The organism is Hydrogenophaga pseudoflava, assembly GCF_031020795.1.
Lineage (GTDB): Bacteria > Pseudomonadota > Gammaproteobacteria > Burkholderiales > Burkholderiaceae_C > Hydrogenophaga > Hydrogenophaga pseudoflava_A.
On the sequence record NZ_JAVHJP010000006.1, the window covers coordinates 46436 to 59940 of the forward strand.

Here is a 13505-nt window from a genome sequence, read left to right on the forward strand (position 1 = left end):
TCTTGACTCATTCCCACTCGATGGTCGCCGGTGGCTTCGAGCTCACGTCGTAGGTGACACGGTTGATGCCACGCACCTCGTTGATGATGCGGCTGCTGACCTTCTTGAGCAGCGCGTACGGCAGCTCGGCCCAGTCGGCGGTCATGAAGTCGCTGGTCTGCACCGCGCGCAGCGCCACCACGTAGTCGTAGGTGCGGCCGTCGCCCATCACACCCACGCTCTTGACCGGCAGGAAGACCGTGAAGGCCTGGCTGGTCAGGTCGTACCAGCTTTTGCCACTGTTGTGGTCGATGGTCGAGCGTAGTTCCTCGATGAAGATGGCGTCGGCCCGGCGCAGCAGGTCGGCGTATTCCTTCTTCACCTCGCCCAGGATGCGCACACCCAGACCCGGCCCCGGGAATGGGTGGCGGTAGACCATGTCGTGCGGCAGGCCCAGCGCCACGCCCAGTTCGCGCACTTCGTCCTTGAACAGATCGCGCAGCGGTTCCAGCAGCTTCAGGCCCAGCTGCTCCGGCAGGCCGCCTACGTTGTGGTGGCTCTTGATCGTGACGGCCTTCTTGCTCTTGGCGCCGCCGGACTCGATCACGTCGGGGTAGATGGTGCCCTGGGCCAGCCACTTCGCTCCCTTGGCGCCATCGCCTTTGAGCTTGGCGGCCTCCGCCTTGAACACATCGACAAACAGGCCGCCGATGATCTTGCGCTTCTTCTCGGGGTCGGTCACACCGGCCAGTTGGCCCAGGAACAGCTCGCTGGCGTCCACCCGGATCACCTTGGCGTGCAGTTTGCCCGCGAACATGTCCATCACCATGTCGCCCTCGTGCAGGCGCAGCAGTCCGTGGTCCACGAACACGCAGGTCAGCTGGTCGTCGATGGCGCGGTGGATCAGGGCGGCGGCCACGGATGAATCCACGCCACCGGACAGGCCGAGGATCACCTCCTCGTCACCCACCTGCTCGCGGATCTTCTGCACCGCTTCCTCGATGTGGTCGCGCATGATCCAGTCGGGTTGCGTGCCGCAGATCTCCAGCACGAAGCGCTCCAGCAGCGCCCGGCCCTGCACGGTGTGCGTCACCTCGGGGTGGAACTGCACGGCGTAGTAGCCGCGCGACTCGTCGGCCATGCCGGCGATAGGGCAAGCGTCGGTGCTGGCCATAAGCTTGAAGCCCGGCGGCATTTCAGTGACCTTGTCGCCGTGGCTCATCCAGACCTTGAGCATGCCGTGGCCTTCGGGCGTGGTGAAGTCGGCGATGTCCTTGAGCAGCGCCGTGTGCCCACGGGCGCGCACTTCGGCGTAACCGAACTCGCGGGTCTTGCCGGCCTCGACCTTGCCGCCCAGCTGCTGGGCCATGGTCTGCATGCCGTAGCAGATGCCCAGCACCGGTATCCCCAGCTCGAACACCGCATCGGGTGCCTTGTCGTCCACCTCGTAGACGCTCGCGTGGCTGCCCGAGAGGATCACACCCTTGAGCTGGCCATCGGCCGCGAACTCGCGCACCCAGTCGCTGCTGACGTCGCAGGGATGCACTTCGCAGTACACGTGGGCTTCGCGCACGCGGCGAGCGATGAGCTGGGTGACCTGGGAACCGAAATCGAGGATGAGGATTTTCTGGTGCTGCATGGCGATGGAAGCTCGTGTGAATCAGAAAGCAAAAAGGCCGTCCGGCGGGACGGCCTCTGGGGCGATAGTGATCAATCCGCCCGGTAGTTGGGGGCCTCTTTGGTGATCTGCACGTCGTGCACATGGCTCTCACGGATGCCGGCCGAGGTGATCTCGACAAACTCCGCCTTGGCGCGCATGTGCTCGATGGTCGGGCAGCCGCAGTAGCCCATGGAAGCGCGCAGACCGCCAGCCATCTGGAAGATGATCGACACGACCGACCCCTTGTAGGGCACGCGGCCTTCGATGCCTTCGGGCACCAGCTTGTCGGCGTTGGGGTTGCCGGTGCTGCTTTCCTGGAAGTAGCGGTCGGCGCTGCCCTGCTGCATTGCGCCGATGGAGCCCATGCCGCGGTAGCTCTTGTAGCTGCGGCCCTGGAACAGCACGATCTCGCCCGGAGCCTCTTCGGTGCCGGCGAACATGCCGCCCATCATCACGGTGTTGGCACCCGCCGCGATGGCCTTGGCGATGTCACCGCTGTAGCGGATGCCACCGTCGGCGATCATGGGCACGCCCGTGGTCTGCAGCGCGGTGGCCACGTTGTCGATGGCCATGATCTGCGGCACGCCCACGCCCGCCACGATGCGGGTGGTGCAGATGGAGCCAGGGCCGATGCCGACCTTGACGCCGTCGGCGCCAGCTTCCACCAGCGCCAGGGCGGCGCTGCCAGTGGCGATGTTGCCGCCGATCACGTCCACCTGCGGGTAATTCTGCTTGACCCAGCGCACGCGGTCGATCACGCCCTTGCTGTGGCCGTGTGCCGTGTCCACCACGATGGCGTCCACACCCGCCCTGACAAGGGCTTCCACCCGCTCCTCGGTACCCTCGCCCACGCCCACCGCCGCGCCCACGCGCAGACGACCGGCCGCATCGCGCGCGGCGTTCGGGAAGTTCAGCTGCTTGGTGATGTCCTTGACGGTGATCAGGCCCTTGAGCTCGAAGGCGTCGTTGACCAGCAGCAGGCGTTCGAGCTTGTGCTTGTTCAGCAGCGCCTTGGCCTGCTCGGGCGTGGTGCCTTCGGGCACCGTGATCAGGCGCTCGCGCGGGGTCATGATCTCGCTGACCGGCAGGTCGTAACGGCTTTCAAAGCGCAGATCGCGCCCGGTGACAATGCCAACGACCTTGCCGGCGTCCACCACCGGAAAACCGGAGACGCCCAGCTCGTCGGACAGTTTCATGACCTGCCGCACGGTCGTCGAGGGGCTGATGACCACGGGGTCGCGCAGCACGCCGGACTCATAGCGCTTCACTTTGGCCACGTGGGCCGCCTGCTCCTGCGCCGAAAGGTTCTTGTGGATGATGCCGATGCCGCCTTCCTGGGCAATGGCGATCGCCAGCCGGGCTTCCGTCACCGTGTCCATGGCCGCCGAAACCAGCGGCAGGTTCAGACGGATGTTGCGGGTGAACTGGGTGGCGAGGGAGGTGTCCTTGGGCAGGACCTGGGAGTACGCAGGGACGAGCAGAACGTCGTCAAAAGTGAGCGCTTTGCCGAGGAGGCGCATGGGGTAAAGCTCCAAAAACACGATTGTACCCGGCGGGCATCCGCCGCTCGCCCGGATAGGCCGTTCCTCCCCCGTCCCCCAGACCGGTAGCTCCGCCAGTCCGGCAAACAGGGCCCCTTCGTCACCTGACAGACGGTCTGCGACGGGTGTCGAGCGGGCGGCGGGTTAAACTGAGTCGCATGCCCAGCCGTCACACATTCCCCGCGTACTGTCGAGCGCTCGCGTTCGCTTCCTTCGCCGTCCTGTTCAGCGGATCAGCCCTCGCTCAATGGGTCTGGGTGGATGCATCCGGCAACAAGGTGTTCAGTGACACGGCTCCGCCGCCGGGCACGCCCGAAAAGAGCATTCTTCGCAAACCCGGAAGCTCGCGCCAGGCCGCTCCGGCGAGCCCCGCGCCGACCGGAACCGACTCCGCTGGCGCGCAGTCTGTGGACGCGCCAAAGGTGACGGGTCGCGATGAACAGCTCGAGGCCAAGAAAAAGCAGGCAGAAAAGCAGGCACAGGAAGCCGCCCAAGCCAAGAAGAAAGCCGAGGACGACCGGCTGGCCGCGGCCCGCGCTGGGAACTGCGAGCGTGCCCGCCGCGCCAAAGCCACGATGGATTCCGGTGTTCGCATCGCCACCACCAACGCCAAAGGCGAGCGAGAAATCATGGACGACAAGGCGCGCGCCGCCGAGGTGCAGCGCATTGAGGGCGTCATTCGCTCGGACTGTGCTCCGGCGTCGGTGAGCAACTGAGGACAGGGCCGGGGCCTGTTCAGTAGCCGGCCTTGGAGTTGGGGCGCCGTTGGGCAAACAGGCCGGCGCTGCGCGCGCCCTGCCCCACAAACCGCTCCCGTCGTGCCACCTTCGGATCTACCCTCAGATCGCGGTAGAGCTCCACGCGGTCACCGTCCCTGAGCGGGGTGTCTGGCGCGGCCTTGCGCCCCCACACGCCACTGGTCCAGCCCGGCTCGAGCGGATTCACCGCGCCAGTGGACCATCCGGCAACGCTCAGCGCCTGAGCGAGCGTCGTACCTTCGGCCAGTTGCAGTGGCAACTCTTCCACCACCCGAGGCCGGGTGGATCGCACCAGCACCACGGAGATCATGCGCCGTACACCTGGTCTGCGCGCTTGACAAAAGCGTCCACAAGACTGCCGGCGATCCGGTCGAACACAGGCCCGACCAGTGTGGCCAAGGCCTGGCTCGAGAACCCATAGGTCAGCGTGAACTCCACCTTGCAGGCCCGCTGACTGCCATCGCCCAGCGGAGTGAAGTTCCAGACCCCTTCCAGATGGGAAAACGGGCCATCGACCAGCTCCATCAGCACCTGGCGGTCATCGACGTGCCGGTTGCGCGTGGTGAAGCTCTGCTTCAGTCCGCTGATCGACATGCCGACACGCGCCACCATGCCGCGCTCATCGCGCTCCATCACCTCGCTGTGGTCACACCACGGGAGAAACTGCGGATAGTGCTGCACATCGGTGACCAGCGCGAACATCTCGTGGGCGCTGTGCCAGAGCAGGACGGACTTCTGAATCGTTTTCATACAATCGGCGCCCATTGTATGGGTCGCCTGCGGCCCCATTTACCGCGCCATGTCCACCAAACCCAGCAAATCTGCCACCAAGAGCTCTGACAGCCGCATCGCGGACAACAAGAAGGCCTTGTTCAACTACGCCATCGAGGAGCGCTTCGAGGCGGGCATGGTGCTGCAGGGTTGGGAAGTGAAGGCGCTGCGCGAAGGCAAAGTGCAGCTGACCGACGGCTATGTGGTGATCCGCGAGGGCGAGCTGTTCCTGATCGGTTGTCAGATCAATCCGCTGCGGACCGCGTCGACCCACGTCAGCCCGGACTCGGTGCGCACCAAGAAACTCCTGCTGCACAAGGACCAGATCCGGCGCCTGATCGGCAAGGTCGAACAGAAAGGCCACACCTTGGTGCCGCTGAACCTGCACTGGAAAAGCGGCAAGGTGAAATGCGAGATCGCCCTCGCCAAGGGCAAGGCGGAGCACGACAAGCGCGACACCATCAAGGACCGCGAGGGCAAGCGCGAGGTCGAGCGCGCGATGAAGCAGCGCCAGCGCTGAAGCACGCCAGCCTGGCGCGGTTTCAGCCGAGGTGGCGCAACGGATGGGCGCTGGCCGGCCAGGGACTGGCGAAAAACGCCTCGACGTCGGCATCCCCCACTTCTTCGACGCGGGACGGGTTCCAGCGCGGCGCGTGGTCCTTGTCCACCGCCAAAGCTCGGATGCCTTCGACGGTCTCGCTGGCCGCACCGGGCCGCAGATGGAAACACCGGCGCACCAGGTCGCGCTCCATGCGCAACTCCTCGGCCAGCCCCATGCCGCGCGCCCGTCGAACCTGCTCCAGCACCACATGCAGCATCAACGGGGACCGCTTGCGCAGGAGCCGTGCGGTGTCGCGGGCCCAGTCGCCCTCGGCGTTCTCCAGCGCCAGGACCACCGCTTTCACGCTGTCCAGGGCGAACACGCGGTCGATGTCGGCCTGTGGAAAGTGGGCCTTGTGGGGCGCCTTTTGCACGTGGTTCAGGCACCAGCGCTCCACCGCATCGCCACTCTCGTAGGGCGTCTGGCCCAGGCTTTCCCACAGGCCCGCCAAGCGGCCGCTGTCCATCATGGCATCGGCCAGGCCAGCTGTCAGGGCACGGGCCCCGTCGAGCACCAGGCCTGTCAGTGCGAGGTATTCCCCCAGACGGCCCGGGCAGCGGCTGAGGAAGTAGCCGCCCCCCACATCCGGGAACAGGCCGATGCCGGTTTCGGGCATGGCGATCTTGCTGCGCTCCGTAACAAGCCGCAGGCTCGCCCCCTGGCTGATGCCCATGCCGCCGCCCATGCAGATGCCATCCATGAAGGCGATGTACGGCTTCGGGTACGTGTGGATCAGGTGGTTGAGCGCGTATTCCTCGGTGAAGAAGTCTTCGAGTTCCGGGTTGCCAGAGAGCGCCGCCCGGTGAAAGAAGCGGATGTCGCCGCCCGCGCAGAAGCTGCCGAAAGGTCCTTCCTTGCCCATGCCGCGGACCGCCACCGCCAGTACCTGAGGGTCTTCTCGCCAACGCAGCAAGGCGGCGCTGATGTCGCGGATCATGCCCAGGGACAGGGCGTTGAGTGCGGCGGGGCGGTTCAGAGTGATGCAGCCGACGCGGCCTCGCAATTCCGCCAGGACAAGGCTCTCGGTGGGGGTGGCGTTCATCTCGACGTCTCCTTATTGAGGACTCAATGCGGCGCAGCACCGCTTTCATCGGGCATGGGGCCTCCCCCCTGCCGGTCGTGCCAGGCCAACAGCTCGTTGAGCAGCAGCGCGCCGATCACCACACTGCCGCCCAGCATGACTTCGTGGCCGGGGATCTCATTCGCCCAAAGCCAGGCCCACACAATGCCGAAGATCACTTCGAGCAGCGCCAGCAGGGATACCTCAGGCGCTTTCAGCGAACGTGCACAGACAACAGCCAGCGCACAGGGAATCGCCAGTTGCACCAGACCCAGCATGGCCAGCCATGCGATGTCGCCCCCGGTGGCCTGGAACGGGAACGCCAGGGGAAACGTCGCGGCGGTGGAAATGAGCGCGCCCACCAGCACCGACGGGACCAGGTCGATGGATTCGCCATGCTGCTGGCCACGCTGCACCACGGTCCAGTTGATGGCACCGGCCACCGGTACGCACAACGAAGCCAGCGAGCCCAGCACCAGGCCCGAGGCGTTGGCCGCCGGGTCGGTGAAGGCTGCCCACATCTGGCTGCCATACATGTAGAAGATGCCCGCTCCGGCCGCCACGATGGCGGCCCAGGTGCGCGCAGGCAGGCGCTGCCCGATGAACACGCGCGCGATCACCGCGGTGAACAGCGGCCCCGCCGCCATGATGACCAGCACGTTGGCCACGCTGGTGAACGTGAGGGCCAGCATGAAGGCGGTGAACATCACGCTCCAGCACACCCCGGACACCCAGAAGGCGCGCGAGCCCCCGAGGATGCCCCAATGGTGGCTCAGCGGGCCCTGCCCTGACGGCGCATCGGCCAGGACTCCGGATGCCCGGTCGGCCGCCCGCCACAGGGGCAGGATGATCAGGAGCGACACGGCGGTGAATGCGCTGCGCCAGAACGTGACCTCGAAACGCGCCGCCGACTCCAGCTGACGCGAGACCACGCCGGCGATCGACCACATCAGGGTCACGGCGACCATGAGAAACACCGCCTGGGTGTGGCTCAGTCGGTTGAGCAGCTTGAAAGGCATGGACTGGACACGATAGAAGCCCCCATCCAGCACACGCCGAGGCGCAGTGGGGGCTTCAGATTCAGGCCTCGCGCAACGCGCGCTTGCGGTCGTGTTCCTTGAGGTGGCGCTTGCGCAGGCGCACGCTCTTGGGCGTGATTTCGACCAGCTCGTCGTCCTCGATGAAGTCCACGCCGTACTCCAGGGTCAGGTCGATCGGGGGCGTGATCTTGATGGCGTCTTCCTTTCCGCTCACGCGGAAGTTGGTCAACTGCTTGGTGCGGGTGGCGTTGACCACCAGGTCGTTGTCGCGGCTGTGAATGCCGACGATCATGCCTTCGTAGACAGGGTCGTTCGGCTTGACGAACATGCGTCCGCGGTCATCGAGCTTGCCCAGGGCGTAGGTGAAGATCTCGCCGTCGTCCATGGAAATCAGCACGCCGTTCTTGCGGCCGCCGATGTCGCCCTTGTGCGGCTCGTAGCCGTCGAAGATGGAAGCGATCAGGCCCGAGCCGCGGGTCAGGTTCAGGAACTCGTTGGAAAAACCGATCAGGCCACGGGCCGGGATGCGGTACTCCAGGCGCACACGGCCACGGCCATCCGGTTCCATGTTGATCATTTCACCCTTGCGCAGACCCAGGGCCTGCATCACGCCGCCTTGATGCTGCTCTTCCACGTCGGCGGTGACCAGCTCCATCGGCTCGCACTTGACGCCGTCGACCTCCTTGAACATCACGCGCGGCTTGGACACGGCCAGCTCGTAGCCTTCACGGCGCATGTTTTCCAGCAGGATGGTCAGGTGCAGTTCACCTCGGCCGGACACTTCAAAGATGCCGTCTTCGTCGGTTTCCTTCACGCGCAGGGCCACGTTGTGCTGCAATTCCTTCTGCAGTCGGTCCCAGATCTGGCGGCTGGTCACGAACTTGCCTTCGCGGCCCGCCAGCGGCGAGGTGTTGACGCAGAAGTTCATGGTCAGCGTCGGCTCATCGACCTTCAGCATGGGCAGCGGGGTCGGGTTGGCCGGGTCGGTCAGCGTCACGCCGATGCCGATGTCTTCGATGCCGTTGATCAGCACGATGTCGCCCGGGCCGGCTTCGGTGACCTGCATGCGGTCAAGCCCCTGGAAGGTCAGCACCTGGTTGACGCGGCCCTTGACGCTCTTGCCGTCCGGGCCTTCCATCACCAGCACGTCCATGGACGGCCTGATGGTGCCGGCGTTGATGCGGCCCACGCCGATGCGGCCAACGAAGCTGTTGTAGTCGAGTGCCGAAATCTGCAGCTGCAGCGGTGCGGCCGGATCACCCTGGTGTGCCGGCACATGGCTCAGCACGGTGTCGAACAGGGCGGACATGTCCGGACCCCACTGTTCGCCAGGAGCGCCCTCTTCCAGCGACGACCAGCCGTTGATGCCAGAGGCGTAGACCACCGGGAAGTCCAGCTGATCGTCGGTGGCCCCCAGCTTGTCGAACAGATCGAAGGCGGCGTTGACCACCTTGTCGCAATTGGCACCGGGCTTGTCCACCTTGTTGACCACGACGATGGGGCGCAGGCCCAGGGCCAGCGCCTTCTTGGTCACGAAGCGGGTCTGCGGCATCGGCCCTTCCTGGGCGTCGATCAGCAGCACCACGCCGTCCACCATGGACAGCGCGCGCTCGACTTCACCGCCGAAGTCCGCGTGGCCAGGGGTGTCGACGATATTGATGTGCGTGCCCTTCCAGCTCACGGCGCAGTTCTTGGCCAGGATGGTGATGCCGCGCTCGCGTTCGATGGCGTTGTTGTCCATCACCGTGTCCACGACCTTTTCGTGCTCGGCGAAGGTGCCCGACTGGCGCAGCAGCTGGTCCACCATGGTGGTCTTGCCGTGGTCGACGTGGGCGATGATGGCGATGTTGCGGATCTGTTTGCTCATGTTGCAGGTTCCAGGATTTGCTGTATTTCGATGGGGCTCAGCAGCCGCCCCGGGATGAGTTCGCCGGCCTCGGTGTGGCCGCTGCCCAGCAGGACCGGCGAATGGGAAGTGCCCGGCGGCGGGCCGTAGATCGCCACCCGGGACAGGTCGGCCCAGGTCCCACGGCGGCGCACGCCGCTGAGGAAACGCGCGGCATTGTCGCTGTCGAGCGTGACAGCCGTGTGGTCTGGCAGCAGCGCCTGGACCGGCAGCAGCCGTTGCAGGCGCTGTTCTTCCGGCAGGACCTCCAGGGCTTCGACCGTGATGCACTGATCAGCCGTGAACGGACCGGTCTGCACCCGGCGCAGCAGGCGCAAATGGCCACCACAGCCCAGCGCCGCCGCGATGTCTTCGCCCAGCGTGCGGATGTAGGTGCCCTTGGAGCAGCGCACACGCAGGTGCAGACAGGGCTCATCGCCCTCGAGCTGAAACTCCAGCAGCTCCAGCTCGTGGATGGTGACCGCGCGTGGCTCACGCTCCACCGTGACACCTTCACGGGCGTACTCGTACAGCGCCTTGCCGTCCTTCTTGAGGGCACTGTGCATGGGCGGAACCTGCATGATCGGACCGGTGAAGCGGTCCAGCACCTCGACCACCTGCCCCACGCTGCAGGTCACCGGACGGGTTTCCAGCACATCGCCCTCGGCATCGCCGGTGGTGGTGGTCACGCCCAGGCGCACCACGGTCTCGTAGGTCTTGTCAGCGTCCAGGTGCTGCTGGCTGAACTTGGTGGCCGCACCGAAGCAGATGGGCAGGACGCCCGTGGCCAGCGGATCCAGCGTGCCGGTGTGACCGGCCTTTTCGGCGCGCAGCAGCCACTTGGCCTTTTGCAGCGCCTGATTGCTGGAGAAACCCAGCGGCTTGTCGAGCAACAGCACCCCATGCACAGGGCGCCGTGGCACCCTGGTGCTGTGGCGCTGCATGATCATTCCTCGTTCTTGGAACGCGACGCAACAGCCTTGGAGATCAGCGCATTCATGTCCGCCGCCCGTTCGGTGGTGCGGTCGAACACGAAGTGCAGCGTCGGCACAGTGTGGATGTGCAGGCGCTTGAACAGGCCGTTGCGCAGGAACCCCGCCGCCGCGTTCAGTCCCTGTGTCGTCTCGTCCGGATTGCCGGTGAGCAGGCTGAAAAACACCTTGGCGTGGGCGTAGTCGGGCGTGACCTCGACCGCATTGATCGTGACCATGCCCACCCGTGGATCCTTGAGCTCGCGCGCAATCAGCTCGGCCAGATCGCGCTGGATCTGGTCGGCCACGCGGAAGCCGCGGTTGGGGACGGAGGAAGCCTTGCGGGGCATGGTGGTGTCGATCCTTACAGCGTCCGCGCCACTTCCTTGACCTCGAAGAACTCCAGCTGATCACCTTCCTTGATGTCGCTGTAGTTCTTGAGCTTGATACCGCACTCGAAGCCTTCCTTGACTTCGCGCACGTCGTCCTTGAGGCGCTTGAGGGTGTCGATCTCGCCGGTGTAGACCACCACGTTGTCGCGCAGCAAGCGGAAGTGCGCATTGCGGGTGACCATGCCCGAGGTAACCATACAGCCTGCGACGGTACCGATCTTGGATGCCACGAACACGGTGCGGATCTCGGCCGAGCCGATGACCTCTTCCCGCTTTTCGGGGGCCAGCAGGCCGGACATGGCCGCCTTCAGATCGTCCACGGCGTCGTAGATGATGTTGTAGTAGCGCAGGTCGACGTCGTTGCCCTCGGCCAGCTTGCGCGCACCGACGTCGGCGCGCACGTTGAAGCCGATGATCACGGCCTTCGAGGCGATCGCCAGGTTGACGTCGGACTCGCTGATGCCGCCCACGCCGGAGAACACCAGCTGCACCTTGACCTCGTCGGTCGAGAGCTTGAGCAGCGAGGCACCCAGCGCTTCCTGCGAACCCTGCACATCGGCCTTGACGATGATGGGCAGCACCTTGACCTCGCCGGCCGACATGTCGGTGAACATGTTCTCCAGCTTGGCGGCCTGCTGCTTGGCCAGTTTGGTGTTGCGGAACTTGCCCGCGCGGTAGGTGGCGATTTCGCGCGCACGGCGCTCGTCGGCCATCACCATGAAATCGTCGCCGGCCTGAGGCACTTCGGACAAACCCTGGATCTCCACCGGAATCGACGGCCCGGCTTCCTTGATGGGCTTGCCGTTCTCGTCCAGCATGGCACGCACACGACCGGAGGTCTGGCCCACCAGCACCACATCGCCGGTCTTGAGCGTGCCGCTCTGCACCAGCACCGTGGCCACCGAGCCGCGGCCCTTGTCCAGGCGCGCTTCGATCACCAGGCCCTTGGCCATGGCATCGACCGGCGCCTTGAGTTCCAGCACTTCGGCTTGCAGCAGCACCTGCTCCAGCAGCGCGTCGATGCCTTCGCCGGTCTTGGCAGACACACCCACAAACGGCACATCACCACCGAACTCTTCGGGCACAACTTCTTCGGCCACCAGTTCGGAGCGCACACGTTCGAGGTTGATGCCCGGCTTGTCGATCTTGGTCATGGCCACCACCATGGGCACACCTGCCGCCTTCGCGTGTTTGATGGCTTCCTTGGTCTGCGGCATCACGCCGTCGTCGGCCGCACACACCAGGATGACGATGTCGGTGGCCTGGGCACCGCGGGCACGCATGGCGGTGAACGCCTCGTGACCCGGGGTGTCGAGGAACGACACCATGCCACGCGGAGTTTCTACGTGGTAGGCGCCGATGTGCTGCGTGATCCCGCCAGCTTCGCCCGCCGCCACCTTGGAGCGACGGATGTAGTCCAGCAGCGAGGTCTTGCCGTGGTCCACGTGACCCATCACGGTGACCACCGGCGCACGCGGCTTGAGTTCGGCCTGATGCTGGCCGGCTTCCTCGTCGGTGAAGGCTTCCGGATCGTCCAGGGCCGCCACCACAGCGGTGTGTCCCAGTTCTTCCACCACGATCATGGCGGTGTCCTGGTCCAGCGGCTGGTTGATGGTGACCATCTGGCCGAGCTTCATCAGCTGCTTGATCACCTCCGAGGACTTCAGGCTCATCTTGTGCGCGAGTTCGGCCACCGTGATGGTTTCCGGCACGTGCACCTCGATGACCTTGGCTTCAGTCGGGGCCACGAAGCTGCTCTGGGCATTGTCCCGGCTGTCGCGGTCGCCGCGGCGACCACCGCCCTTGGGACCACTGCGCCAGTTGGAGCGACCGGCGCTGGTATCGCCTCGCGTCTTGATCTCTTTCTTCTTCGCAGCGTCGTCCTTCCAGGTCGACGACAGGTTCTCGGACTTGACTTCCTTCTTGCCACCAGCGCCAGGGGTTGCCGGTGCACCCGCGGTGGCCGTCTTGGCGGCCGGCGTGCCCGCCGGCTTGTGCAGCGTGCCTTTGATGGCCTTCGGATCGGGCGTTGGTTCCGGTTTCTTGGCCACCAGGGTCTTGGCGGGGGCGGCCATCATCGCGCGGATGTTGGCGGCCTCGGCCTCGGCCTTGCGCCGACGCTCCAGCAGGTCTTGCGCACGCGACTCTTCGGCCTTGCGGGCTTCGGCCTGTTTGTCGGCCTCGGCCTTGGCAGCGGCTTCGCGCTCGGCCACCGCAGCAGCCCGGCGCTGCTCTTCCTTGGCCGCCTCTTCCTTGGCAGCGTCGACGGATGCAGCCGTCTTGGCCGCCGCCTGCTGTCTCGCCTGCGCAGCGGCCTCTTCGGCCTCGGCGGCCTGGCGCGCGAGTTCCGCCTGACGGGCTTCTTCCGCCTCACGCTGCTGGCGCTTGACCAGCAGTTCTTCTTCCTGACGGCGCAGCAGATCGGCTTGGCGGCGGGCCTCTTCCTCCCGGCGAGCGAGCTCGACCGGATCCACCGCCGGGGCTGCAGGTGCTTCAGCCTCCATCGGCGCTTCCGCCGCCACCTCGTCGTCTCGCTTGACGAAGGTACGCTTCTTGCGCACTTCAACCTGGATGGTGCGGGCGCGCCCGGTGGCGTCGGCCTGCTTGATTTCCGTGGTGGACTTCTTCACCAGGGTGATCTTCTTGCGCTCGGCACCGGCGGTTCCGTGACTGGCCTTGAGGTGGCCCAGCAGCTTCTGCTTGTCGGTCTCGGTGACCACATCGGTCCCTGCGGTTTTGGGCACCCCGGCAGCAGACAGCTGCTCCAGCAGGGTGGTGGTGGGCTTGTTCAGCTCAGCGGCCAATTCGGCGACGGTGGTACTGGTCATAGGTGTGTGTTCTCCGCTC

Annotated in this window: 12 protein-coding genes; 2 read left to right on the plus strand and 10 right to left on the minus strand. The window is 65.6% G+C overall.

Annotated elements, in window-relative coordinates:
• Positions 1–7 precede the first annotated feature (7 nt).
• Both guaA and guaB read right to left on the minus strand, forming a co-directional pair.
• On the minus strand, positions 8–1618 hold the full coding sequence (gene guaA, locus RCO38_RS18610; protein WP_308329917.1) for a glutamine-hydrolyzing GMP synthase: 1611 nt from the start codon (positions 1616–1618) through the stop codon (positions 8–10).
• 71 nt (positions 1619–1689) lie between these two features.
• A complete protein-coding gene (gene guaB, locus RCO38_RS18615; protein ID WP_308329918.1) occupies positions 1690–3159 on the minus strand; it encodes an IMP dehydrogenase in 1470 nt (489 codons plus the stop codon).
• Between the two features lie 179 nt (positions 3160–3338).
• Between guaB and RCO38_RS18620 the strand changes: the two genes are divergently transcribed.
• A complete protein-coding gene (locus RCO38_RS18620; protein ID WP_308329922.1) occupies positions 3339–3896 on the plus strand; it encodes a DUF4124 domain-containing protein in 558 nt (185 codons plus the stop codon).
• A gap of 19 nt (positions 3897–3915) precedes the next feature.
• Here the strand turns inward: RCO38_RS18620 and RCO38_RS18625 are convergent, their stop codons facing one another.
• Positions 3916–4248: an RnfH family protein gene (locus tag RCO38_RS18625; protein ID WP_308329924.1), complete on the minus strand. Its 333-nt coding sequence runs from the start codon at positions 4246–4248 to the stop codon at positions 3916–3918.
• Positions 4245–4688 (minus strand): type II toxin-antitoxin system RatA family toxin, encoded by a 444-nt coding sequence (locus tag RCO38_RS18630; protein ID WP_308329926.1) that lies wholly within the window; start codon positions 4686–4688, stop codon positions 4245–4247. The genes RCO38_RS18625 and RCO38_RS18630 overlap by 4 nt, the downstream gene beginning before the upstream one ends.
• A gap of 49 nt (positions 4689–4737) precedes the next feature.
• On the opposite strand from RCO38_RS18630, the gene smpB reads away from it, so the two are divergent.
• The gene (gene smpB / locus RCO38_RS18635; protein ID WP_308329927.1) at positions 4738–5229 is read left to right on the plus strand and encodes an SsrA-binding protein SmpB; all 492 of its coding nucleotides are present in this window, start codon (positions 4738–4740) and stop codon (positions 5227–5229) included.
• Positions 5230–5251: 22 nt separating this feature from the next.
• On the opposite strand, the gene RCO38_RS18640 is transcribed toward smpB, so the two are convergent.
• The 6 genes from RCO38_RS18640 to infB form a co-directional block, all read right to left on the minus strand.
• Positions 5252–6352 (minus strand): enoyl-CoA hydratase/isomerase family protein, encoded by a 1101-nt coding sequence (locus RCO38_RS18640; RefSeq protein ID WP_308329929.1) that lies wholly within the window; start codon positions 6350–6352, stop codon positions 5252–5254.
• Positions 6353–6375: 23 nt separating this feature from the next.
• Positions 6376–7389 (minus strand): DMT family transporter, encoded by a 1014-nt coding sequence (locus tag RCO38_RS18645; protein WP_308329930.1) that lies wholly within the window; start codon positions 7387–7389, stop codon positions 6376–6378.
• 61 nt (positions 7390–7450) lie between these two features.
• Complete coding sequence (typA, locus tag RCO38_RS18650; RefSeq protein ID WP_308329931.1) at positions 7451–9277, minus strand: translational GTPase TypA; 1827 nt, start codon at positions 9275–9277, stop codon at positions 7451–7453.
• The gene (truB, locus tag RCO38_RS18655; protein WP_308329933.1) at positions 9274–10239 is read right to left on the minus strand and encodes a tRNA pseudouridine(55) synthase TruB; all 966 of its coding nucleotides are present in this window, start codon (positions 10237–10239) and stop codon (positions 9274–9276) included. Before truB ends, typA begins: the two co-directional genes overlap by 4 nt.
• A gap of 2 nt (positions 10240–10241) precedes the next feature.
• The gene (rbfA, locus tag RCO38_RS18660) at positions 10242–10616 is read right to left on the minus strand and encodes a 30S ribosome-binding factor RbfA (protein ID WP_066159687.1); all 375 of its coding nucleotides are present in this window, start codon (positions 10614–10616) and stop codon (positions 10242–10244) included.
• 14 nt (positions 10617–10630) lie between these two features.
• On the minus strand, positions 10631–13486 hold the full coding sequence (infB, locus tag RCO38_RS18665) for a translation initiation factor IF-2 (RefSeq protein WP_308329935.1): 2856 nt from the start codon (positions 13484–13486) through the stop codon (positions 10631–10633).
• Positions 13487–13505 lie beyond the last annotated feature (19 nt).